This window comes from Christensenella hongkongensis, from assembly GCF_000981035.1.
Lineage (GTDB): Bacteria > Bacillota > Clostridia > Christensenellales > Christensenellaceae > Christensenella > Christensenella hongkongensis.
The window spans coordinates 38,547-59,266 of record NZ_LAYJ01000133.1; the positions used below are offsets into that span (position 1 = coordinate 38,547).

At 49.3% G+C, this 20,720-nt stretch carries 20 protein-coding genes; 17 read left to right on the forward strand and 3 right to left on the reverse strand.

What is annotated here, in order from left to right:
* Positions 1-5: 5 nt before the first annotated feature.
* The 8 genes from CHK_RS14370 (at position 6) to CHK_RS14405 (ending at position 8,146) form a co-directional block, all read left to right on the forward strand.
* Complete coding sequence (locus CHK_RS14370; RefSeq protein WP_046444765.1) at positions 6-1,340, forward strand: hypothetical protein; 1,335 nt, start codon at positions 6-8, stop codon at positions 1,338-1,340.
* A 21-nt stretch (positions 1,341-1,361) separates the two neighbouring features.
* Entirely contained in the window at positions 1,362-2,303 is a 942-nt protein-coding gene (locus CHK_RS14375; protein ID WP_052740626.1) for a sugar phosphate isomerase family, read from the forward strand.
* Between the two features lie 13 nt (positions 2,304-2,316).
* Positions 2,317-3,444, forward strand: coding sequence for an N-acetylglucosamine-6-phosphate deacetylase (locus CHK_RS14380; protein WP_046444766.1), 1,128 nt, complete (start codon positions 2,317-2,319; stop codon positions 3,442-3,444).
* Entirely contained in the window at positions 3,437-4,828 is a 1,392-nt protein-coding gene (locus CHK_RS16420) for an L-fucose/L-arabinose isomerase family protein (RefSeq protein WP_046444767.1), read from the forward strand. Before CHK_RS14380 ends, CHK_RS16420 begins: the two co-directional genes overlap by 8 nt.
* Before the next feature lie 4 nt (positions 4,829-4,832).
* Positions 4,833-6,284, forward strand: coding sequence for a xylulokinase (locus tag CHK_RS14390; protein ID WP_046444768.1), 1,452 nt, complete (start codon positions 4,833-4,835; stop codon positions 6,282-6,284).
* A gap of 57 nt (positions 6,285-6,341) precedes the next feature.
* A complete protein-coding gene (locus CHK_RS14395) occupies positions 6,342-7,103 on the forward strand; it encodes a creatininase family protein (RefSeq protein ID WP_046444769.1) in 762 nt (253 codons plus the stop codon).
* Positions 7,104-7,435: 332 nt separating this feature from the next.
* Positions 7,436-7,918, forward strand: coding sequence for a flavodoxin (locus CHK_RS14400; protein WP_046444770.1), 483 nt, complete (start codon positions 7,436-7,438; stop codon positions 7,916-7,918).
* Between the two features lie 18 nt (positions 7,919-7,936).
* A complete protein-coding gene (locus CHK_RS14405) occupies positions 7,937-8,146 on the forward strand; it encodes a tautomerase family protein (protein ID WP_046444771.1) in 210 nt (69 codons plus the stop codon).
* Between the two features lie 13 nt (positions 8,147-8,159).
* Here the strand turns inward: CHK_RS14405 and CHK_RS14410 are convergent, their stop codons facing one another.
* Complete coding sequence (locus CHK_RS14410; RefSeq protein ID WP_052740627.1) at positions 8,160-9,221, reverse strand: FUSC family protein; 1,062 nt, start codon at positions 9,219-9,221, stop codon at positions 8,160-8,162.
* A gap of 238 nt (positions 9,222-9,459) precedes the next feature.
* On the opposite strand from CHK_RS14410, the gene CHK_RS14415 reads away from it, so the two are divergent.
* The 5 genes from CHK_RS14415 to lepB all read left to right on the forward strand — a co-directional run bounded on the left by CHK_RS14415 (position 9,460) and on the right by lepB (position 15,066).
* Complete coding sequence (locus tag CHK_RS14415) at positions 9,460-10,044, forward strand: YcxB family protein (RefSeq protein ID WP_046444772.1); 585 nt, start codon at positions 9,460-9,462, stop codon at positions 10,042-10,044.
* A 73-nt stretch (positions 10,045-10,117) separates the two neighbouring features.
* Positions 10,118-11,053 carry a thioredoxin-disulfide reductase gene (gene trxB, locus CHK_RS14420; protein WP_046444773.1) on the forward strand — a complete coding sequence of 312 codons (936 nt, stop codon included), beginning with the start codon at positions 10,118-10,120 and terminating at the stop codon, positions 11,051-11,053.
* Positions 11,054-11,086: 33 nt separating this feature from the next.
* Positions 11,087-12,433, forward strand: coding sequence for a phosphoglucosamine mutase (gene glmM / locus CHK_RS14425; protein WP_046444774.1), 1,347 nt, complete (start codon positions 11,087-11,089; stop codon positions 12,431-12,433).
* 117 nt (positions 12,434-12,550) lie between these two features.
* Entirely contained in the window at positions 12,551-14,377 is a 1,827-nt protein-coding gene (gene glmS, locus CHK_RS14430; RefSeq protein ID WP_046444775.1) for a glutamine--fructose-6-phosphate transaminase (isomerizing), read from the forward strand.
* Positions 14,378-14,511: 134 nt separating this feature from the next.
* The gene (gene lepB, locus CHK_RS14435) at positions 14,512-15,066 is read left to right on the forward strand and encodes a signal peptidase I (RefSeq protein ID WP_197408891.1); all 555 of its coding nucleotides are present in this window, start codon (positions 14,512-14,514) and stop codon (positions 15,064-15,066) included.
* 57 nt (positions 15,067-15,123) lie between these two features.
* Here lepB and CHK_RS14440 read toward each other — a convergent pair whose 3' ends face one another.
* Positions 15,124-15,570, reverse strand: coding sequence for an Hsp20/alpha crystallin family protein (locus tag CHK_RS14440; protein ID WP_046444776.1), 447 nt, complete (start codon positions 15,568-15,570; stop codon positions 15,124-15,126).
* A gap of 85 nt (positions 15,571-15,655) precedes the next feature.
* Positions 15,656-16,339, reverse strand: a complete 684-nt coding sequence (locus CHK_RS14445; protein WP_046444777.1) for a DUF2461 domain-containing protein — start codon at positions 16,337-16,339, stop codon at positions 15,656-15,658.
* A gap of 423 nt (positions 16,340-16,762) precedes the next feature.
* On the opposite strand from CHK_RS14445, the gene rbsK reads away from it, so the two are divergent.
* From rbsK to CHK_RS14465, 4 genes are all read left to right on the forward strand, one after another.
* A complete protein-coding gene (gene rbsK, locus CHK_RS14450; protein ID WP_046444913.1) occupies positions 16,763-17,680 on the forward strand; it encodes a ribokinase in 918 nt (305 codons plus the stop codon).
* 129 nt (positions 17,681-17,809) lie between these two features.
* Positions 17,810-18,466, forward strand: coding sequence for a hypothetical protein (locus CHK_RS14455; protein WP_046444778.1), 657 nt, complete (start codon positions 17,810-17,812; stop codon positions 18,464-18,466).
* Positions 18,467-18,746: 280 nt separating this feature from the next.
* Positions 18,747-19,157: a cupin domain-containing protein gene (locus CHK_RS14460; protein ID WP_046444779.1), complete on the forward strand. Its 411-nt coding sequence runs from the start codon at positions 18,747-18,749 to the stop codon at positions 19,155-19,157.
* 209 nt (positions 19,158-19,366) lie between these two features.
* Positions 19,367-20,491 (forward strand): sugar ABC transporter substrate-binding protein, encoded by a 1,125-nt coding sequence (locus tag CHK_RS14465; RefSeq protein WP_046444780.1) that lies wholly within the window; start codon positions 19,367-19,369, stop codon positions 20,489-20,491.
* Positions 20,492-20,720: the final 229 nt, after the last annotated feature.

Sequence of the window (20,720 nt, forward strand, 5' to 3'; positions counted from 1 at the left end):
GTACCATGAAAAATACGATGGGAAAAATCGGAATCGTCAATTTATGCCATAAGGATTATCTGGACGAAACGGTTGAAATTTTATTTCAAAATGCGGTGGATACCGTAAGGCAAACGGGCGTGGAGCTTGTCCTTGCGCCGGAGTATGTCTGGGATTTTAAAGACGGGATCAAAGCGGGAGTCGCCCTTTGCGGGCAGGATCTTGACGGAGTGATCCTGTTTCTGGGTTCGTGGATCGAATGCAGCGCCGCGATGGCGGTTTTGCGGGAGGTAGAGCATCTGCCGCTGCTTTTGTGGGGCGTGCCCATGTTTGAAGCAAAGGGGCAGATGTGCAGCACAGGCTCGTATGTGTCGTTTGCGATGTTTAAAGGTTCTATGACAAGGGCCGGATATGTATCTGAGGACGTTTTGGGGCTTCCGGAAGACAGTCAGGCGCAGGAAAAAATAACTGATTTTTGTTGCGCGGCGCGGGCAAAAAAATTACTGAAAAGACAAAAAATAGGGCTGATTGGTTACAGCTCTATGAATATATATCCCGGTACCTTCGACCACCTCTTCCTGAGGACAAAAATTGGCCCTGAGGTAGAGCAGATGGACGCGTATACCGTCATTGGCAGGGCACAGGACTATGGCAGGGAAGCGCTTTTGGATGGCGCGGCGAAGATAGGTAAAGCGGGGGAAATTTGCACCGGTGTAAGTGAGAAGGCGCTTTTGAAAACAGCGGGAATCTATCTTGCGCTCAGGGAGCTTTGTTATGAGCGGCAATGGGATGCGTTCAATATCAAATGCCAATACGAATTTTCAAAGGAATACCGGGCGGTTCCATGCGTGCCGGTTGGAATGCTTGCGGATGAAGGCGTCGTTGCGTCCTGCGAGGGAGATATGCTGTGCACGGTTTCCATGATGATGCTTTCGCTGCTGTCCGGGCAGGTGGTAACATATGGGGACGCCATCAACCACACAGGAAATGTGCTGAAAATTTCCTCCTGTGGAATGCTGCCTTTTTCCATGGGCTTTGGGCAGCGTCATATCAGGAAATTTATGCCGCACGACGGCTTTCATGGAATCCAGGCAAGCTTTGTAATGAGGCCGGAAAAAGTTACGTTGCTGCGGCTCGTGGAAGACTGCGGCAGTTACCATCTGTTGTATGGAACCGGAATGGGGCAGTTAACGCAGCTTCGACAGGGATATATGCCGGCCCTCGATATCCTTCTTGACGGAAGTATGGAAAACCTGATCCGGCATTATGCCGGGCAGCATTTCGCGGTGTGCTATGGAGATTATGCAGGCAAGCTGGAAACACTCGCGGCCATGATGGGAATTGGCACGGTCAAAATATGATAAGAAGAAAGAGGAAAAAAGATGGAAAAAAATTTTTTGTTTGAACCGGCGGCGTTTGTACCGTTTCGCGACAGGGAAGTATTGGAGCGGGTACGCAACCTGACAAGGGAAGAAATCACGCAGCATTCCAACCCGGATTTTAAAATCAAAATCGTTCCGGACGCTACGAGCATTTGGGTAGGGGATATGGTAATGCGTATGAAGGAATCCGACGAGCAGGATAAAAAATGCGTCATGATTGTTCCGAATCCGTGTCCCGCAGTCTATATCCAGGTTGCGGAGCTTGTGAACCGCTTCAGGATCGATTGCCGCAACGTACATTTGTTCGCCATGGACGAGTGGGCGGATCAGGATGGCAATATTGCGCCGCTCTCTTACCAGGCGGGTTTTGGGCATTCCATGATGAAGTATTTCGTGGGAAATATCGACGAAGAGCTGCGTATGCCCGCTCAAAATGTACATTACCACAGTAACGAAACCATCAAGGATTATACGAAAATCCTTGAGGATGTCGGCGAAGGCGGAGCGGATGTTTGTTACAGCGGGCCCGGATGGGCGGGGCATATTGCCTTTGTCGATCCTGACGTGCCTGAGCTTGCGGCAGATTCGCTGGAAGAATATCTGGATTATGGCGCGCGCGTTGTGACGCTGCATCCCCTCACGGTAGCACAGAATTCGCTCCACGGGTGCTTTGGATGGTCCGGAGACCTTGCAAATGTTCCGCCAAAGGCTGCGACAATCGGGCCACGCGATGTCAAAAATGCGAGAAACCGTCTTGAAATCCACTCGCTTACCACGATGGGAACCTTTTCTTCCTGGCAGCGAATGGTTTCGCGGCTGATACTCCACGGGCCTGTTACGCCAAAGGTGCCGAGCTCTATTCTACAATTATGGCCGACGACCGTTTATGTCAGCGAACAGATTGCCGCGCCGATTGTGTGCGACGAATTGGGCGGCTACTGATCAGGAGATGCAAATGCAGGAATATAAAGCGATTGTAAACGCAAAGGTCGTTACCGAACAGGAAATCATAAACGATGGGTTTATTTTGTACGGAGATGGAAAAATTGTCGAAGCGGGGAAAAACTGCGGGAGGCTTCCGCAGGGCAATACGGAAATCATCGATGCGCGCGGGTGCTATGTTGGCCCGGGATTCGTAGATATCCACTGCCATGCAGGCGGGGAACACTGGTGCCATGAAGAGCCGGAAAAAATGGCGCTCCATCACCTTCACGGCGGTACGACCTCGCTTGTATGCACGCTGTACCACAATATTGGGATTGACGGTATTCTGTCCGGAGGCAAAAAGATCAAACGGGCGATGCTGGAAGGCCGTCCGGGAAATATCGCCGGAATCCATATAGAAGGCCCCTACCTTTCAAAGAAATACGGCGCAACGGCAAGCAATGCGCGAACGCCTGAAACAAAGGAACACGAGCTGTACCTGAAAGAGTTTGGCGACGCGATCCGCCAGTGGACGGTGTCGCCCGAGGTGGAGGGAATCGAGCCGTTTGTCAAATCGGCGCTCGATGCGGGTATTGTGATATCGCTTGGACATTCAGAAGCGTCGCCGGAGCGGGTTTATGAAATGGCAGAAATGGGCGCTGGAATCTGCACCCATATTACGAATGCGACGGGCTGCGCTATCTCGCCCACAAGGTATGGCGGAACGCTCGAGGTATCCTTTGATCATGCGGCAATGCTGTGCGACAGCCTGCTTTGTGAAATGATCAACGACGAAAAGGGCGTGCATATGCGGCCGGATATGACAAGGCTTGTACTCAAAACGATTGGCATAAGCCGTGCAGTGGGCGTTACGGACGCTTGCGCGGGCAGGGATGACGGCGAGCAGGTGAACATCGTGGACGGTGAGATTTTTGGATCAAAGCTCAAAATGAATCAGGTCGCTAAAAATTTCAGGAACAATACCGGCCTTGGCGTATCTGATATTTTCCGCGTTTGTTCTTCAAACCCTGCGCGCGCGGTAAAGCTTACGCAGGTGGGAAGCATTTCGCCGGGCAAGGATGCGGATTTTGTTTTTCTGGATGAAAATCTGGAGCTTTTGAAGGTGATTCTCAAAGGAAAAGAGGTGCCATATGATTGATCATAAAGAATGCAGGCTGGGAGTTTGCCCGATTGGTAAATTTGCATTCTCGCATGAAGATGCAAAGGTACAAAAAAATGCGGTTATGGATAAGCTGCGCGAACTGGGCGTGGATTATGCAGATATTGAGGAAGCCGTGCCGGATGGACTCGTACGCTCCAAAGACCAGGCTGCGGCAGTCGTGGCGTATTTAAAGGAAAAACAGGTTGACGCGCTTTTTATGCCGCACTGTAATTTTGGAACGGAGGATGCGACAGGGATTATCGCAAGGGAGCTGGATGTGCCGGTACTTTTGTGGGCGCCGCGGGACGGGGCTCCGCTTGCGGATGGTTCGCGCCTGCGGGATTCGTTATGCGGGAGCTTTGCGGCAAGCAAGGTTTTGCATACAATGGGCGTGAAATTCGACTATATCGAAAATTGCCGTGTGGAAGACGGGGCGTTCCGGCGTGGAATGGAATTGTTTTTGGGCGCGGTGCGCGTGGTAAAGGCTGTAAAAACAGCGCGGATCGGGCAGATTGGGATCCGGATTCCGTTTTTCTGGTGTACGGTCATTGACGAAGCAAGGCTGCTAAACCAGCTTGGCGTACAGGTATATCCGTTTGATATGGTGGAATTTATCGAACGTTACCGCACACGACTTAAAAAAGACGGGAAGAAATACGAGGAAGAGCTGCGGGAAATACGCAAATGGCTTGATCCGGGAAATATTGCGGAGCAGGGAATGCTTACAAGCCTCGCCATGAAGGACGAGCTTTTTGAGATGGCGGAGCAAAATGGGATTGACGCTTATGCAATCCAGAATTTTGATTCGCTTACGGTAGATATGGGCGAGGGCTCCGGCCTTGGCGGCGCGCTTGCGGAGGAGCGTATCCCGGTTGCGGCCGAAACAGATATTCATGGAGCATTGAGCTCAATTATCATCGAAGCCGCGGCGAATGGCAGGGAACCGTCGTTTTTTCCGGAGTTCACAATCCGTCATCCACAAAACGATAATGCCGTTTTGATGTGGCATGCGTCGGCGCCGCCGTCCCTGCGCGATCCGCAAAAGGGAAAGGTAAGCATCAGGGAGCCATGGATTTTAAAATCGCTTCCGGCTACAAGCCTTCAATTTCCGCTTAAAAACGGGGAATTAACGGTATGCCGCTTTGACGGGAATAACGGCGAATACCGGATCGGCACGGGAGAAGGCAAGGCAATCGACGGGCCGCAGACGCGGGAGGTATACACCTGGTATGAGGTGGACGACTGGCCCAAATGGGAACGCAGGCTGATCGAAGGGCCTTACGTACACCACGTATCGTGCCTGTATGGGAATTATTCCGATATCCTCGAAAAGGCGTGCAGGTTTTTGCCGGGCGTTGTATGCGAAAGGTTTGACAGGTAATAAAATGGCATGGATAGCGATTGATCTTGGAACAACAGGGTGCAGGAGCCTGATATTTGACGAACGGCTTCAAATCGTTGGGGAATCGTACTATGAGTACCCGCTCATCACACTCTCAGACCTCGCCATCGAGCAGGACGCAAATCTGTGGTGGGAGCTTACAAAGAAAACGATTCTCGAGGCGCTGCGGCGTTCAGGGATTCCAGCGGAAACGATAAAAGGGATTGGCATCAGCACGCAGGGTATTTCCGTTGTGCCGGTGGATCAAAACGGAAATGCGCTCCGCAATGCGTTTAGCTGGCTGGACCGGCGCGCGCAGGAGGAAGCGGAAAAAATCGAGGCGGATTTTGGCGCGGAAGGGATTTTTGACCTTGCAGGCAAGCCTGCGGCGGCGGCCTATACGCTCCCCAAGCTTATGTGGATGAAAAAGCACGAGAGAAAGCTTTACGACAGTACCTACCGCTTTTTACTTCCGCACGATTACCTGGTGATGAAGCTGACCGGCGAATTTTTGACCGACCATACAATGGCGGGCGGAACGCTCCTGTATGATATCAAAAAACAGGGCTGGTCGGACGAAATCCTCGAAAAGGAAGGGATAGACAGGTCAAAGCTTCCGAATATCCGCTGGAGCGGCGAGGGTGCGGGCACGCTTCGAAGCGAGGTCGCACGGGAGCTGGGGCTTGCGGAATCGGTGGTTGTGGCAATCGGCGGACAGGATCAGAAATGCGCCGCGTTTGGGGCCGGGATTGCCGGCGATGTGATCACATTGTCGCTTGGTACGGCAGGAGCCATCGAAAAAATTTACGATTATCCCTTTGTTGATCCGGCGCGGAAAACGCCTTCATTTTCTTTCCTTTCGCCTCGAATGTGGATTGCGGAAGGCGTAGTCGATACGGCGGCGGGCGCAATGCGCTGGCTCAAGGACACCCTGTTTCCGGATTGCGGTTACGGGCAGATGAGCGCTTTAGCGCAGCAGGCACTTTGCAGCCCGTTGTTTTTCCATCCGCATTTGTGCGGGGACAGCTCAGTGGGAAGTAAGAAAAATGCCTGCGGGAATTATTATAATATCAGCCTGCATACAAAGCGCGGTGAGTTTGTCAGCGCGCTGATGGAAGGGGTTGCATTCGAAATAAAACGAATCGTTTCGCAGATGGAGGCGCAGGAAAAACCAACGGCGGAGATCAGGATTTTCGGCGGCGGGGCCAAGAGTGATGTTTGGTGCCATATCATTGCGGATATTACGAAAAAAACGGTGCGAAAGGTTTCTACAGAAGAAGCGGCAAGCGCGGGCGCGGCAATGCTCGCAGGGATCGCGCAGGGTAGCTACGGCAGGGATTCGGCCGGGGAACTCATCGGCGTCTCGCACGCCTTTGAACCGGAGGAGATTCTTATGAGGCGCTACGAAAAAAAATATGACGATTATATGGAGCTTTACGACAGGCTGTGGGAGTAAGCCGCAAACCGAAAAACAGTTTTTTATCATATAACTAAAATTACAGGAGGAAAAAAGATGTCGTTTTACTTTGGAGAAAAAACATGGGAAGAAATTGATGAATACCGCAAAAAAAATGCACTTGTGATCCTTCCGGTGGGTACGACCGAGGAGCATGGAAGCCACCTGCCCGTAGAAACGGATGCGATCATCGCAACGGAATTTGGAAGGGTGCTTGGCGAGGTTTGCGAAGAAAAAGGAATACCCGCGCTTGTGATGCGTACAATTTATTATGGATTTTCCATGGGGATCGTACGCAAATGGCCGGGATGTCCGAATGTGGAGCCGGACACCTTTACAGATTATATTTACAATATCGTAAAATCGACGGTGGAAATGGGATTCAAAAAAATTGTATTGCTCGATTGCCACGGAAACCACGATTGCCTGCTACGTACGGTAATGCGGAAAATTGCGGACGAATACAATATTTTTATTATGGTGCTCAACCCGTTTGCGCTTGCAGGCAAAAAGTACAACGAAATCAAAAAGGATCCGGCCGGGGACATTCACGGCGGGGAATATGAGACGTCCTGTGTGCTGCACGTGCGTCCCGAGCTCGTAAAGACTGATAAATACACCAACGTAGACGCGATTCGCTGCAACAGCAAGCTTCGCGGCCCGGTATCCACATGGGGGCTGCAGGAAACGAAAACCGGGCTGTTCGGCGATCCGACCTATTCCGAGGCGGAAACCGGGAAGGCCATTTTTGACGCATTGCGCGAGGAAGGCTATTCTTATCTTGAAGCCTTTTATCAGCATCAGGAACAAAGCGAATAATCTCTGAAAACATGTGGCAAATAAATCAAACGCAAGAAAAAACCCGCCGGAAGTTCTTCCGGCGGGTTTGGTTTTTTCCGCGTCAGTGATGGCTTCAGCAAATGACAGATTTTACCAAAAATATCCATGGAACATAAAATAATGAAAAACCTCTTGACTTGGAGCGGACTCCAGGGTGTAGAGTAACTGTAGGAAAAGCAATCGATCAAAAAATAATGGAGACAATATGGATGGTATATCAGATGCACTTGTCGACAGGGGAATTGGTTGAGGTTGGTCTGTTTGGAAGAAGGCCTCGTTAAATTGATGATAACAGGAAAGGAAAAATTGAAATGTCAAAAAAAAGTCTGGTTGTTTATTATACCCACTCCGGAAACACGAAAAAAATCGCAGAGCTGATCGCAGAAAAAACGGGAAGCACATTATTTGCGATAGAGCCTGAAAAGGCTTATCCAACGGCCTATCAAGCGGTGGTAGAGCAGGCAAAACAGGAAATACGGGCAGGCTACAGGCCCGCGTTAAACAGCACGATTGATGTGGGGGATTACAACATGGTATTTGTGGGTTCGCCTAATTGGTGGAGCACGATCGCCCCGCCGGTTGCGTCTTTCCTGGATGAAGCGGACTTTGCGGGAAAGACGGTTGTTCCTTTTTGTACGCATGGCGGCGGAGGGATGGCAAATGTCGCCCGGGATATCGCGCAGCTATGTCCTGATTCCGAGGTTTTAAACGGGTTCGAAATTTATGGAAACGGAAGCGCACGGGCACGCGGGGAAGTGGGCGCGTGGCTGGAAAGAATTGGAATAAAGCTGTAAAAAATTGGAGGTAGTGCTATGCCACATATTGCGATTACGATGTTCCCCGGACGCAGCCGGGAGGTAAAGGCGGAGCTGGCCGTTAAGGTACAGGATTTTGTTGCGGCGGAGCTGCAGCTCAAAAAGGAATTTGTCTCAGTCTCGGTTGAAGATATTCCAAAAGAGCAATGGGAGGAATCGATCAAAAAATACCCGGAAGACGTTATGTATGTAAAACCGGGCGTATAAGGAAAAAGAAGCGCTATTCATGCGAGCCTGCGTGGCAAAGACGATTCTGAGCGGAAGACGTATCCCTTTTGTTTAAAAGCCTTTGCACCGGCCTGTGGCGTAGCTTTTGGTAGACATGATGCAGCAGGATCAATAAAAGCACAATGCCGATTCCAGACAACAGGCAAAGGAAACGATTCTCGATTGCGTCAGGGGTGTTGAGCAGGAGAAGGGAGGCATTGAGCGCGCAAATCGCGTTTGCGATTTGTTTGTATTTGTACTCGGGCGTGTAAAAACTCAGGTAGCAAAACAACATGATCAGCAGCATGGAGAATTCCGCGGGGACAAGGATCTGGAACAATATCACGAATACGGCGGAACCGATCAAAGTGGCGACCACGCGGTATTTGATACGCAGGAAGGTCTCGCTGAATTCAAGCTGTGTGAGGGACATGACGACGATGCTGATCCACAAAGGCTTTTTCAAATGGAAGGCCATGCCGATCAGCATTGCAAGCGCAAGGCCGACAGACATCCGCAGGATCAGGCTTTTTCGTTTGCTGCTGAGCAAAACCTGTTCTTTCAGGCTGCGTGCATTTTTGCCGTAGCCTTTTTTGCGCCACCAGATGACAGTTGCGGCACAAACAATAACAGAGCCGATCAGCAGGCTTTCCATACGGAGTGGGAATTCGCTCCAGGGTACGGGCGTTGCCTGCGAAAAGATAAAGCAAAGCAGAAAACAGATAAAGGGCTTTAATTGATAAGGCTCGCTTGTCAGCAGCATGATCAGCATAACAAAGACGAAGTTGATTGGAAGCGCAATTAAGGGTGAAGCAAGCGCGAGCTGTGCCGTAAGCCCGGAACCAAGGAACAATAAAAACGTAATAAAAACCATGGTCAGCGGCCTGATACCAAAATCTGTGATTGGGAACATCGTAGCCGCAACGCATACGGCAACGCCGGGCAGGATGTTAGCCGGCCCAAAAATCATCTGGTATACCCAGACAAAGGCGATATTGAATAAAAAAAGAAGCGTGTTTTTACAAATCAGCTTCGCAGTGGAATGCTTTTTAAGCAGCTTTTTGGTTTCCGACATCGTTCATTCCCCCTGTCCGCATAGACGCCGGTATGATCATTTCTTTTTATGATAGCAATTTGTAAAACCGGCTACAAGAACGTCGGTTTGTGAATTTTTTATGAACAAATTTATTTTCGTGAGCGGTTTATCCAATCTGCTGTAAAATCGCGCTGCAAAAATAAGTGGGAAAACATCGCAGCGCGATAGATTTTCATACGTTTTTGATGTAAAATGAAAAAAGAATCGGAGGGTGCAAATGGAAGAGATCAAATTTACAACAAAAACGGATTTTCAGGTGTTCAGGGATTATTGGATGTTTACACTGTTTGAAAAGAAGGGCGTAAACGGAAAAATGAACGCTTTTTCCAAATATATGCTGGTGCTTTGCATTGTACTTGGAGCAGCGGTGGTTCTTGCGGTGTGTAACTATGCGCTGCTCGATAATATGATGGGTATTGTACCGTTGATTTTGCTTTTGGCGGTGATCGCGGCGTTTGCGTCCTGTTTTATCACTGTGACACAGACGCAGCCCAAAAGGCAGTATAAGCTTGTGCAGGCCGCGGTAGAAAGCCCGCAGAAATATACGTTTACCCCGCTTCAGATGGAAGTGCGCGAGGACGACGAGGAAGAGGGGCGCGAAACGCTCGCTGAGTTCCCCTATGACAGGTTGTCGGAAGTCTACGAGACAGGAAAAGCCTTTTATCTGTTTATCAGCGATACGGAAGCGTTCCTGATTCCAAGGGAGCAGATTACAGGGATATCGCCGGAGGCGTTCGCCGCATTTTTGCAGGAGAAAGCACCGGGAAAATATCACAAAAGCAAAAAGAAAAACAAAGGGTGACACGTCCTGTTTTTTTGTGTTTATATATGAATTATGATATGATATGGAAAGGTTATTTCGAGGAGGTTTTTCGATGACATATGATGTGATTATTGCAGGCGCGGGGCCGGCGGGGCTTACTGCTGCCATATATGCGTGCAGGGGCGGGCTCAAAACGCTTGTTTTGGAACGCGCGTTTGCGGGCGGGCAGATGGCGATCAGCCATGTAATCGATAATTATCCGGGATTTGAAATGGAAGTAACCGGAGCAAAGCTCGCGCACAGCATGAAACTGCAGGCACAAAATCTGGGCGCGGAGATCATCACGGAAGAGATCACAAAATTTGAGCTGAAGCAGCCGGTCAAAAAGATTACGACGCTCAAAAACACCTATGAAGCAAAAGCGGTCATCCTCGCAATGGGCGCGACTCCCAAAAAGCTTGGGATGAAGGGCGAGGACGAATTTATCGGCGCGGGGGTTTCTTATTGTGCGACATGCGACGGGGCGTTTTTCCGGGAACGCGACGTAGCGGTAATCGGCGGCGGAAATACTGCGGTTGAGGATGCTTTGTATCTCGCAAAATTTTGTAAAAAGGTTTATATCGTACACCGGCGCGATGAGTTCCGTGCGCTCAAAGGAATGGTAGACGCTGCTGCGGAAATCGACAACATAGAATTTGTATTGAGCCACGTGCCGGAATCGATTAATGGAGAGAATACGGTGCAGAGCCTTACGGTAAAGGACGTGAATACCGGACAGGAAAAGGACCTTTTTGTGTCGGGTATTTTTATTGCGGTGGGCCAAACGCCAAAAACCGATCTTGTGAAGGATCAGGTCGAGCTTGGCGAAGGCGGATTTATCAAGGCGGATGAATCTTGTAAAACAAACCTGCCGGGCGTCTCCTGCGCGGGCGATATCCGCACCAAGCGGATGCGCCAGATCGTAACGGCAGTTGCCGACGGAGCTGTCGCGGCGGATAACAGCCTCGGTATTGATTGCGTGCTGCAGGCAAGCAGGGCAAACCAGTAAAATAAAAGTATTGTTTTGGATAAGGAGAATTGAATGGCAAGGCTATTTGGGACGGACGGCGTTCGAGGAATCGCCAATGAAAAATTGACCTCTAAGCTCGCTTATGATTTGGGGCGGGCGGGCGCGTATTGCCTTACGAATGAAATACACAGCGCAAAAATACTGATTGGCAAGGATACCCGCGGTTCGGGAGATATGCTTGAATCCGCATTGGTGGCAGGAATTTGTTCGGCAGGCGCGGAAGCGGTGGTCGCGTGTACGCTGCCAACCTCGGCGATTGCTTATTTGACGCGGCATTCCGGCTATGACGCGGGAGTTGTGATTTCCGCCTCCCACAACACGGTGGAATATAATGGAATCAAATTTTTCAATTCGAACGGCTATAAACTGGCCGATGAAATTGAAGACCGTATCGAGAACATTATCATGAACCACTCGGAAGAGGTGCCCCAGCCAACCGGCAAAAAGATCGGGCGAAGGGTGCGACTCAAAAAAGCCGCGCAGGATTACATTGATTTCGTGGTAGAGAGTACGGATGTGAGCCTTGACGGGCTCAAGGTTGTGCTCGACTGCGCAAATGGCGCGTCCAGCGAAGTCGCTCCATGGATTTTCAAGCTGCTTGGCGCTGAGGTGATTCCCTATTACAATATGCCGGATGGCAATAATATCAATGAAAATTGCGGTTCAACGCATCCGGAGCAGCTTTCACGCCTGGTTTCCGAGCTTGGCGCGGATGTGGGGCTTGCGTTTGACGGGGACGCCGACCGCCTCATAGCGGTGGATGAGCATGGCGGCATCGTGGACGGGGATAAGGTTATGGCGATTTGTGCGATGGACCTTAAGAAGCGCGGGATGCTGAAAAAGGATACGCTCGTCGCAACGGTGATGAGCAATATGGGCGTAGAGTCTACGCTCAAAGAAAACGGGATCCATCTGAAGCGCACAGGCGTGGGAGACCGCTATGTGCTGGAGGAGATGCTTGCAAACGGCTATAATTTCGGCGGCGAGCAGTCGGGGCATATCATATTTCTTGACCACAATACGACAGGCGACGGAATCCTGTCGGGTGTGCAGCTGATGTCGGTCATGAAGCGGGAGGATAAGCCGCTTGCGCGCCTTGCGCGCCCGGTAAGCATTTATCCCCAGGTACTGGTAAACGCGCTGGTAAACGAAGAAAAGAAGCATGATTACGACAAGGACGAAGAAATCCTGTCCGCAATCGCAAAGCTTGAAAAGGAATTCAATGGCGAGGGACGCGTGCTCATAAGGACGTCGGGTACGGAGCCGCTTGTGCGGGTGATGATCGAAGGCAAGGATAAGGATGCGATTACAAAGCAGGCGGTTGCCGTGGCAAGGCTGATCGAGCAAAGGCTGAAATAATAACAGAAATAAAGGGAGACGCAGAAATGCGTTTCTTTTTCTATTTTCTTTTTGTATGAAATCAGATATAATAGAAAATGATTTTATTTTTTACAAAAACAGGACAGGAGAAAATTCATGTGCGGAATTGTTGGTTATATTGGTGACAGAAATGTAATCCCCGTTTTAATTGGCGGGTTGCAGAAGCTGGAATACCGTGGTTATGACAGCGCGGGAATTGCATATCTGGATCAGGGGAAACTGACGGTATATAAAGAAAAAGGAAAACTTGCGGAGCTTGAAAAGCTGGTAAACGGAAAGGTGTCCGAGCATACGCTCGGTATTGGGCATACGCGCTGGGCGACGCATGGCGAGCCGAGCAGGATCAATGCGCATCCGCATACAAACAGCGCGGGAGACCTCGCAATCGTGCACAATGGGATCATTGAAAACTATATGCACCTGCGCGAGTGGCTTTCCAAAAAAGGGGTGCAGTTTGTTTCGGATACGGATACTGAGGTAATCGTCCACCTGATCGATTACTATTTAAAGGATGATTTGAAGGAAGCTGTGGCGCAGGCGATTTCCAAGCTGAAGGGAAGCTATGCGCTGGGCGTTGTAAGCGAACGCTTTCCGCAGGAAATTGTCGCGGTTCGCAAAGACAGCCCGCTTGTCGTGGGCGTGGGAGAAAACGAAAACCTGATCGCATCGGATATCCCGGCGCTTCTTGAATACACACGCGATGTGTATTTCCTGAATAATGGAGAGATTGCCGTCGTGAAAAAGGACGGTGTGCAGCTTTACGACGAAGTACTCAATCCCATTGAACGCGAGTTGTTTACGGTGGAGTGGGACGTATCCCAGGCGGAAAAAGCAGGCTATCCGCATTTCATGCTCAAGGAGATTGAAGAACAGCCGCGCGTGCTTGCTGAGACAATCAATCCGCGTGTGAAAGACGGGGAAATTTGTTTTGATGAAATAAACCTGACGGATGAAACGCTCAGGGATATCGATAAAATCACGATCATTGCCTGCGGAACGGCTTACCATGCGTCCTGCGTTGGGAAATATGTGATGGAGCGCTTTGCGCGCGTGCCGGTCGAGGTGGAGATCGCGTCGGAGTTCCGTTACAAAGAGCCGATTATGGACGAAAACAGTTTTGTGATTATCGTGAGCCAGTCCGGCGAGACGGCGGATACGATTGCCGCAATGCGCGAGGCGAAAAAACGCGGTGCGTATGTTCTTGCGATTGCAAACGTGGTGGGTTCCACCATTGCGCGCGAGGCGGACAGCGTACTCTATACGCGCGCAGGGCTGGAGATTGCGGTTGCGTCCACCAAGGCGTACACAACCCAGCTGATGTCCATGTATATGTTCTCTTTGAAGCTTGCGTATGCAAAAGGCCGGATTTCAAAAGAGGATTACCTGAAATATGTAAAGGAGCTGCAGGCCGTGCCGGATAAGGCCGCGCAGGTGATTGCAAACAAAGAGCTCTTACAGAAGTTTGCTTATGAACATTTTACGGAGCACAGCGTTTTTTATATCGGCAGGGGGCTTGATTACGCGCTTGCCATGGAAGGCTCGCTCAAACTCAAGGAGATCAGCTATATCCATTCCGAAGCATATGCGGCGGGAGAGTTGAAGCATGGAACCATTGCGCTCATCGAACAGGGAACGTTGGTTGTCGCGGCGCTCACACAGGGAGACCTGCTTGAGAAATGCGTCAGCAACGTCAAAGAGGTGAAATCCCGCGGCGCGGTGGTTATGGTGATCACGCAGGAGCGTTATCAGGATCTTGTGAAGGATATTGCGGATAAATTGGTGATCATACCGGATACTGTAGATTTTGAAGCGACGATCACATCCATTATTCCAATGCAGATTTTTGCGTATTATATGTCTGTGCAAAAGGGCTGCGATGTGGATAAGCCTAGGAACCTTGCAAAAAGCGTTACGGTGGAATAAACGGAATCAATCAGCATCGGATGATCAAAACGCCGCAATTTGCGGCGTTTTTCATCATTTGTTTACATTCATGACAAAATTGTGTGATATAATCATATAGTATCACGAAATAAAAGATAAGCAGGCATAAGTGAATGGGGAGAATGAAGAGCAGGACTCAAAGGACAAAAGCGCGGACGGAAAAGAAGAAAGCGGTTTGGGGCTGGGTGATCGCAATCGGTGTGGCAGTGGCCGTCGCATTTCTGGTCAGGGCGTTTTTATTTGAAATTATAATGGTGGATGGGCCGTCTATGCAGCCGACGCTGCACACGGACGAACGCCTCGCGGTGGAAAAGGTGTCGCGTTATGCGGGGATGCCCCAGCGCGGGGACATTATCATCGTCCATTATTCGGATGGAACAAACAACAATTATGTTAAGCGCGCAATCGGACTTCCGGGCGATACGGTGGAGATCAAAGACAGCGTTGTTTACATCAATGGGGAAGCGCTCAGCGAGGATTATGTGAGCCCTGCGCCATATGCGGACATGGAGGCGGTGGTCGTGCCGGAGGATGAGGTGTTTGTCATGGGAGATAACCGCGCCAATTCTATGGACAGCCGTATGGTGGGGCCGATTAAGCATGAACAAATCGTCGGGCACGCAATGGCGGTTATTTTTCCTTTCAATGAAATACGTGGATTGAATTAAGTAAGTCAAAGCATAAAAAAGCCGCGGCACTGCCGCGGCTTTTGTTTTGTTTCCGGTTTACCGGACGTCGATTTTGTGGGACTTTTTTTCTTCCTCTGTACTTTTGGGAAGATTGATTTTTAAAACGCCATCCTTATATTCCGCGGTGATTTCATCATCCTTCACATCGGGGACGGAGAAAGAACGCGATACGCGCCCCGTCCTGCGTTCGTTGATGACATAATCATCCTTTTCCGTTTTGGATTCTTCATCCATATCAGCGCTGATTGTGAGCATTCCGTCGTTGATTGTGACGTCAATCATTTCACGGTGCAGACCGGGAAGGTCTGCGTCGATTTGATAATGATCGCCTTTGTCCCTTACATCCACGCGAAAGTTGCTGAAGCCTTCCGAGCCGTTAAAAAAGTTTCGCAGAAAGCTTTTGTCCCAAAAATCCAGGTCGTCAAAAGTATTCATTCTCGAGAGTCCGTGACGACGCGAACCAAATGGTGTCAGTTCTGCCATATGAAACATCTCCTTTATTGGTATTCTTATTTCTATCATACCAACAAATCAGGACTTTAAACAAAACCCGGCGAATTTTAATCAATCAAAAAGAATCGCGGGACATCAGGCTTGCTTTACACAAAAATTCGTAAATTGGCTTCAAAAGAGCAAAATCAGAAGTAAGCTTATCGGCAAGGCCGTCGGAGAATAAAACGTCCGCGTCCGTACTATTGCACATAAAATCGATGTTGCGGCGGTCCAGCCAGTTGCGAAGCGCCTTTGATGCCTCGGGGGCCTTGCTGCGTTTGTAGAAATCGCCTTCCATCTGAAAGACGTCCTGTCTGGATGCGGCCCTTTTGGCTCTGCGGAAAGAGGGATCGTCCTGCAAAATCAGTTGGCGCATGACTTCCATCGTTTTTGTAGGAGCGTCGTAATATCCGCAGCCGTAACGAAAACCCTGCGGTGAAAATTCAAATACAAAACCAGGCAGGTCTCCGTGCTCTTTCTTGCTTCGTACAAAACATACCCACATCACCTCGCGATACAACGATTTATCATGCGAAAACCGCGTATCCCTGTAAATACGGGAAATGGTTCGATCCACCTTTGGCTCCGTCACAAACTGAGGATCGATTTCCAGCATTTTAGGAGCCATACGAATAGAAAGCTCCTTTAACGGTTCAAGCACATAACGCTGATATTCCGGTTTGTGTTCCAAATACCATTGCCTGCTGTTGTGGAATCTGTTTTCTGCCAGAAAGCGTAGCGTCTCATTTGTGATTGGCATAATATTCCTCCCGATCGTATCATTTTTCTATTTGTATTGTAGCATGAAGGGCGGAAAAAGTCGATTACAGCAACGTCTGTAAATAAATTTCAAAAAATGAAAAAAGGTGCGAATTTTATTCCTGATATTGAAATAAATTTCCTGATTGACAATATCTTTCAAAACAGATTGACTTTAAAGGCTATTTGAATTATTGTAAATGGCAGATGCAAATAAAATAGAGACCATCAAATAACGACTCAGCACCTGCTGAATGAATCTGATTGAAATCATGTAAAAAAGTGAATGTTGCAAACTGGTATGCGTTTTGGGCGATTACTTTTGTTTCGTATTGCCTGAAATGGAATGATGAGGAATATTTGGACATTTTTGTATGTACAAAAATGTACGACAACCAAAAAACATGAAGCAAGGGGCTATGATATGAAAAAGAAAAAAATTGTTATGTTTGGAAGCTATGTTGCTGACCTGACCGGTATTGCGGAGCATTTGCCAAAAGCGGCGGAAACCGTGTTTGGCGACGAGTTTAAAATTGGACCGGGCGGAAAGGGAAGTAACCAGGCGGTTGCGGCGCATCGCGCAGGTGCGGATATTACGATTGTAACAAAAATAGGCCGCGACGTATTTGGCCAGCTCGCTACGGATTTTTACAGGAAGGAAAACATCAATACGGAATATGTTTTGGTGGATGAGGAAAAGGGAACCGGGGTTGCTCTCATCTGCGTGGACCAGCAGACAGGACAGAACCAGATATTGGTCATTCCGGGAGCCTGCACCAATTTTACACAGTCTGATATCGATAAGATACGCGTGGTTTTGCAGGATGCGGATATCCTGCTCGCACAATTCGAGGTCAATATGGAGGCGCTTGCACAGGTGATTGGGATTGCAGAAAGCGCAGGCGTGATGGTAGTCTTAAATCCGGCTCCCGCACGGGAAATATCGCTGGAAACGCTTCAGAAGGTAGATATTATAACGCCAAACGAGGTAGAGGCGGAGGCGCTCACGGGCGTAGCAGTACCGGATGAAGCGGGAGCGAAAGCTGCTGCGGATGTATTCCATTCCTGGGGAATTCCCTCTGTTATTATTACAATGGGAAAGCAGGGCGTATTTGTAAGCACGGTGGAAGGAACGCGTATGGTTCCGGCACGGCTTGTGGAGGCGGTAGATACGACGGGCGCAGGCGATGCCTTTAACGGCGGTTTCGTGACGGGGATTTCGGAGGGCATGGATTTATTTGCCGCGGCGGAATTTGGAAACATGGTTGCGTCGCTGTCTGTCCAGAAATTTGGAACCGCGCCATCCATGCCTCTGCGTGAGGAGATCGATAAGCTCGTATAGGAAAAGCTTTTTACAGCGAACGGATGAAACGTTGCAAAGAGTGCAGGTATAATAACCTGCGCTGCATAGCGGTTTTGGTAAATGTGAGTGAAACCATTTGATAAGCTGCAATAGGAAATGAGGGGACATATGAAACGATTTGCATTGATTCTGGTAACAATGATTTTTGCGTGCGCGTTATTTGCGGGATGCGGGGCGTCCTGGGACGGCGTGGCGGACGACGCGGTGGTTGCGCAGGTTGGAGATATATCAATCACTTACCGCCTCTTGAAGTATTACAGCGCGCAACAGGAGATCGGATCTGAGATTGCGAACGAACTGCTCAAAGAGCAGGGCCAGCAGGTCAAAGCAGAAAAGCTGTCCGAACAGGATTACCTTGATGAGCTGATAGAAAACGCAGCGCTTGCCCAGGTTGCGCTATCCCGTGATGACGCGCTTTCACGCGACGATGCCCTTTCGCGGGCAAAGGAAGAGTTTACGCAGGTAAACTATGACTACCTGGAGGACTACAACAACAAGTTGAAAGAAAAGATGGGATTCAATGACGATGAGCTGCTTGCGGTTGCCGCGGAAGACCGGTATATTTCCCTTAACGCGGATCTCGTACTGGCCGACGTAGCCGAGAGCCTTGGGGACAGCGTGGCGCAGGATAAGCTTGGAGACGAGATTGCAAAAAAGCTTGCAGAGCTTACAAATGGCCTGGAAATAAAACAGCTTATCCCAACCGAGAAAACAGTGAAGCCTGATTTCAAAAAACTCGGGGGACAGGCGGCGATCCTGTATTAGCCCTTGAACCGATATTCCGCACAACCATGCGGAATACCGGGTGAATACATGATTTTTTGTAACCGGTTACTTTTTTTCTGAAATCTATTGACAGGCCAAAAGAATAGTGATACTATAATTACTGTAACCGGTTACATTATTACAAATGCAAATTCAATTTTTACATGATTTCAAACAAGTATTGATGATTTCAATCAACAGGATATCGACTGCCCGTGAAAAGCTGCAGGCAATGCGGACAAAGATATAAAGAAGATTTCCACAAGGAGATAATTTTATTATGGCACAGGGGAGACTCATTAATTCCAAAAATGTAAAGCCTTTTATATGTGATGAAACCTATTCGTCAAAGCTTTTGATTGGCGACGAGGTTGCCGGTTGCGAAGTAATCAACGTCAACGAAGGAACGCTGGAAGCCAGGCAGAGAACTGCCGGCGGCGTGCATGAGCAGACGGAAATTTATTATATTGTAAGCGGGACGGGAGATGTGTGGCTCGACGAAACCTGCTATCATGTAGTGCCGGGCGATTTTATTATCATCCCGCCGGGAACGTTCCATTATATAGACAACACAATGAACGATGAGAAATTTGTGCTGATGACCTTCTGGTCGCGGCAGGAATATAACGAAGTATATTTTGCAAGGAAAGAAGCTTGGGGGAAATCCTTCAAGACAATCGACGAAGAATAACAGTCTCGCTTTTACAAAACAAAATTTATGATATCCATAAAAAGTACGGGAAGCTTAGAAGGCGGCAACATATTATGGATATTTGCAGCAGTGTATTCATCAGGTCTGGCAAACTCCAATAAAAATTAAGGTTTAAACAGGTAATGCGAAAAAAGAGAAAATCGCATTGTCATGTTTAATGCACCAAAAAATACTAGGAGGGAATTGAAATGAAAAAAAAGACCAAACTGCTCTGCATGGTAATGGCAATTTTACTGTGCGCATCTGTATTCGTTGCCTGCGCGGCTGAGCCCGCAGCATCCGAATCGCCTTCACAGGCTGCTTCCGAGTCTGCATCGGCTGAGGCGTCCGCGCCCGCGGAATCGGCTGAGGCTTCGCAGGCGTCAAGCGGCGGAGATGACATCAATCCGGCTGAATATCCGGTTGCTGTTGCAATGATGCTGAAAAACCATCCTGTTCACAGAATGGTACAGCTCGGCTTCCTGAAAGCTGCAAAAGAGCTCGGCTACACAGACGCGCAGGTTATCGGAACAGAGAGCGCGGATGTAAACGAACAATATACGGCATGCGACACCTTCGCGGCACAGGGCGGAAAAGGCCTGCTGCTGTGGTCAGGCGACGACACCTGCTTCCCGACGCTTAAGAAAATGAAAGCAGCGGGCGTAAGGGTTGGTATCCCGCACTTTAAACTGATCGAGGAAGATGGCGAAATGCCGGAAGGACTCGATTTCAACATGGCGTGCGATCCGGTTGCATACGGCAAGCTGGTAGCAGACTTTATGGCGGAAAAACTGGAAGGCAAGACCGGTAAAGTAGCCGTCACACAGAACACGAAAAACAACACGGAAAATGCAGCTGCCGAATCGTTTGCGGCACGCATGGCGGAACTGAACCTGGACGGCATTACGGTTCTTGAACCGGAGCTGGAAGGTGGAGAAGCGACACAGGCTGCAAATGTAAACGCGGCGATCATCCAGAAGAATCCTGACCTCGTAGGCGCGTTCTCTACAACGGGCGGCGGCAGCGCTTCCTGGTCTACGGCAGCTCAGAAGGCTGGAAAAGAGAATGGCGAAATCGTAATCGTTGCGATGGATATCACGGAAGAAAACCTGAAGTATCTGGAAGACGGACAGGTTGCGGCTCTCGTATATCAGCCGCTTTATGAGGAAGCTTTCAAAACAATGGAATATCTTGACACACTGTTCCGCGGCGGCGAAGTGCCGGCATGGACAGACCTCGACGCACCTCTCGTATATGTTGGTGGCAGCGGAGCATCCGATCCGGCTACTTACAAGAGCTACATCGACGAAGTAAAGACATGGTTCGAGCAATAAATGGCAGGGAACCACAACACTATCTGTAGAATGATTGAGGGGAAACGGCCAACCGTTTCCCCTCAAAAAAAGATATGGGGAAAAGACATCAAAGTGAAGAGGCGCGCCGGTAAGATCGCATGGGATAACCGGGGCCTCAATCAGCAATGATGAGCGTCAAACAGGCGGTGCAAAAAAAATTCAGTTGCATTGTCATGTTATATATAACAACTTAGGAGGGAATTTGTAA

Bases quoted from the DNA above. Each gene is read 5' to 3' on its own strand.
- CHK_RS14370 (WP_046444765.1), top strand. From the start codon at position 6: ATGAAAAATACGATGGGAAAAATCGGAATCGTCAATTTATGCCATAAG.
- CHK_RS14375 (WP_052740626.1), top strand. From the start codon at position 1,362: ATGGAAAAAAATTTTTTGTTTGAACCGGCGGCGTTTGTACCGTTTCGC.
- CHK_RS14380 (WP_046444766.1), top strand. From the start codon at position 2,317: ATGCAGGAATATAAAGCGATTGTAAACGCAAAGGTCGTTACCGAACAG.
- CHK_RS16420 (WP_046444767.1), top strand. From the start codon at position 3,437: ATGATTGATCATAAAGAATGCAGGCTGGGAGTTTGCCCGATTGGTAAA.
- CHK_RS14390 (WP_046444768.1), top strand. From the start codon at position 4,833: ATGGCATGGATAGCGATTGATCTTGGAACAACAGGGTGCAGGAGCCTG.
- CHK_RS14395 (WP_046444769.1), top strand. From the start codon at position 6,342: ATGTCGTTTTACTTTGGAGAAAAAACATGGGAAGAAATTGATGAATAC.
- CHK_RS14400 (WP_046444770.1), top strand. From the start codon at position 7,436: ATGTCAAAAAAAAGTCTGGTTGTTTATTATACCCACTCCGGAAACACG.
- CHK_RS14405 (WP_046444771.1), top strand. From the start codon at position 7,937: ATGCCACATATTGCGATTACGATGTTCCCCGGACGCAGCCGGGAGGTA.
- CHK_RS14410 (WP_052740627.1), bottom strand. From the start codon at position 9,221: ATGTCGGAAACCAAAAAGCTGCTTAAAAAGCATTCCACTGCGAAGCTG.
- CHK_RS14415 (WP_046444772.1), top strand. From the start codon at position 9,460: ATGGAAGAGATCAAATTTACAACAAAAACGGATTTTCAGGTGTTCAGG.
- trxB (WP_046444773.1), top strand. From the start codon at position 10,118: ATGACATATGATGTGATTATTGCAGGCGCGGGGCCGGCGGGGCTTACT.
- glmM (WP_046444774.1), top strand. From the start codon at position 11,087: ATGGCAAGGCTATTTGGGACGGACGGCGTTCGAGGAATCGCCAATGAA.
- glmS (WP_046444775.1), top strand. From the start codon at position 12,551: ATGTGCGGAATTGTTGGTTATATTGGTGACAGAAATGTAATCCCCGTT.
- lepB (WP_197408891.1), top strand. From the start codon at position 14,512: ATGGGGAGAATGAAGAGCAGGACTCAAAGGACAAAAGCGCGGACGGAA.
- CHK_RS14440 (WP_046444776.1), bottom strand. From the start codon at position 15,570: ATGGCAGAACTGACACCATTTGGTTCGCGTCGTCACGGACTCTCGAGA.
- CHK_RS14445 (WP_046444777.1), bottom strand. From the start codon at position 16,339: ATGCCAATCACAAATGAGACGCTACGCTTTCTGGCAGAAAACAGATTC.
- rbsK (WP_046444913.1), top strand. From the start codon at position 16,763: ATGAAAAAGAAAAAAATTGTTATGTTTGGAAGCTATGTTGCTGACCTG.
- CHK_RS14455 (WP_046444778.1), top strand. From the start codon at position 17,810: ATGAAACGATTTGCATTGATTCTGGTAACAATGATTTTTGCGTGCGCG.
- CHK_RS14460 (WP_046444779.1), top strand. From the start codon at position 18,747: ATGGCACAGGGGAGACTCATTAATTCCAAAAATGTAAAGCCTTTTATA.
- CHK_RS14465 (WP_046444780.1), top strand. From the start codon at position 19,367: ATGAAAAAAAAGACCAAACTGCTCTGCATGGTAATGGCAATTTTACTG.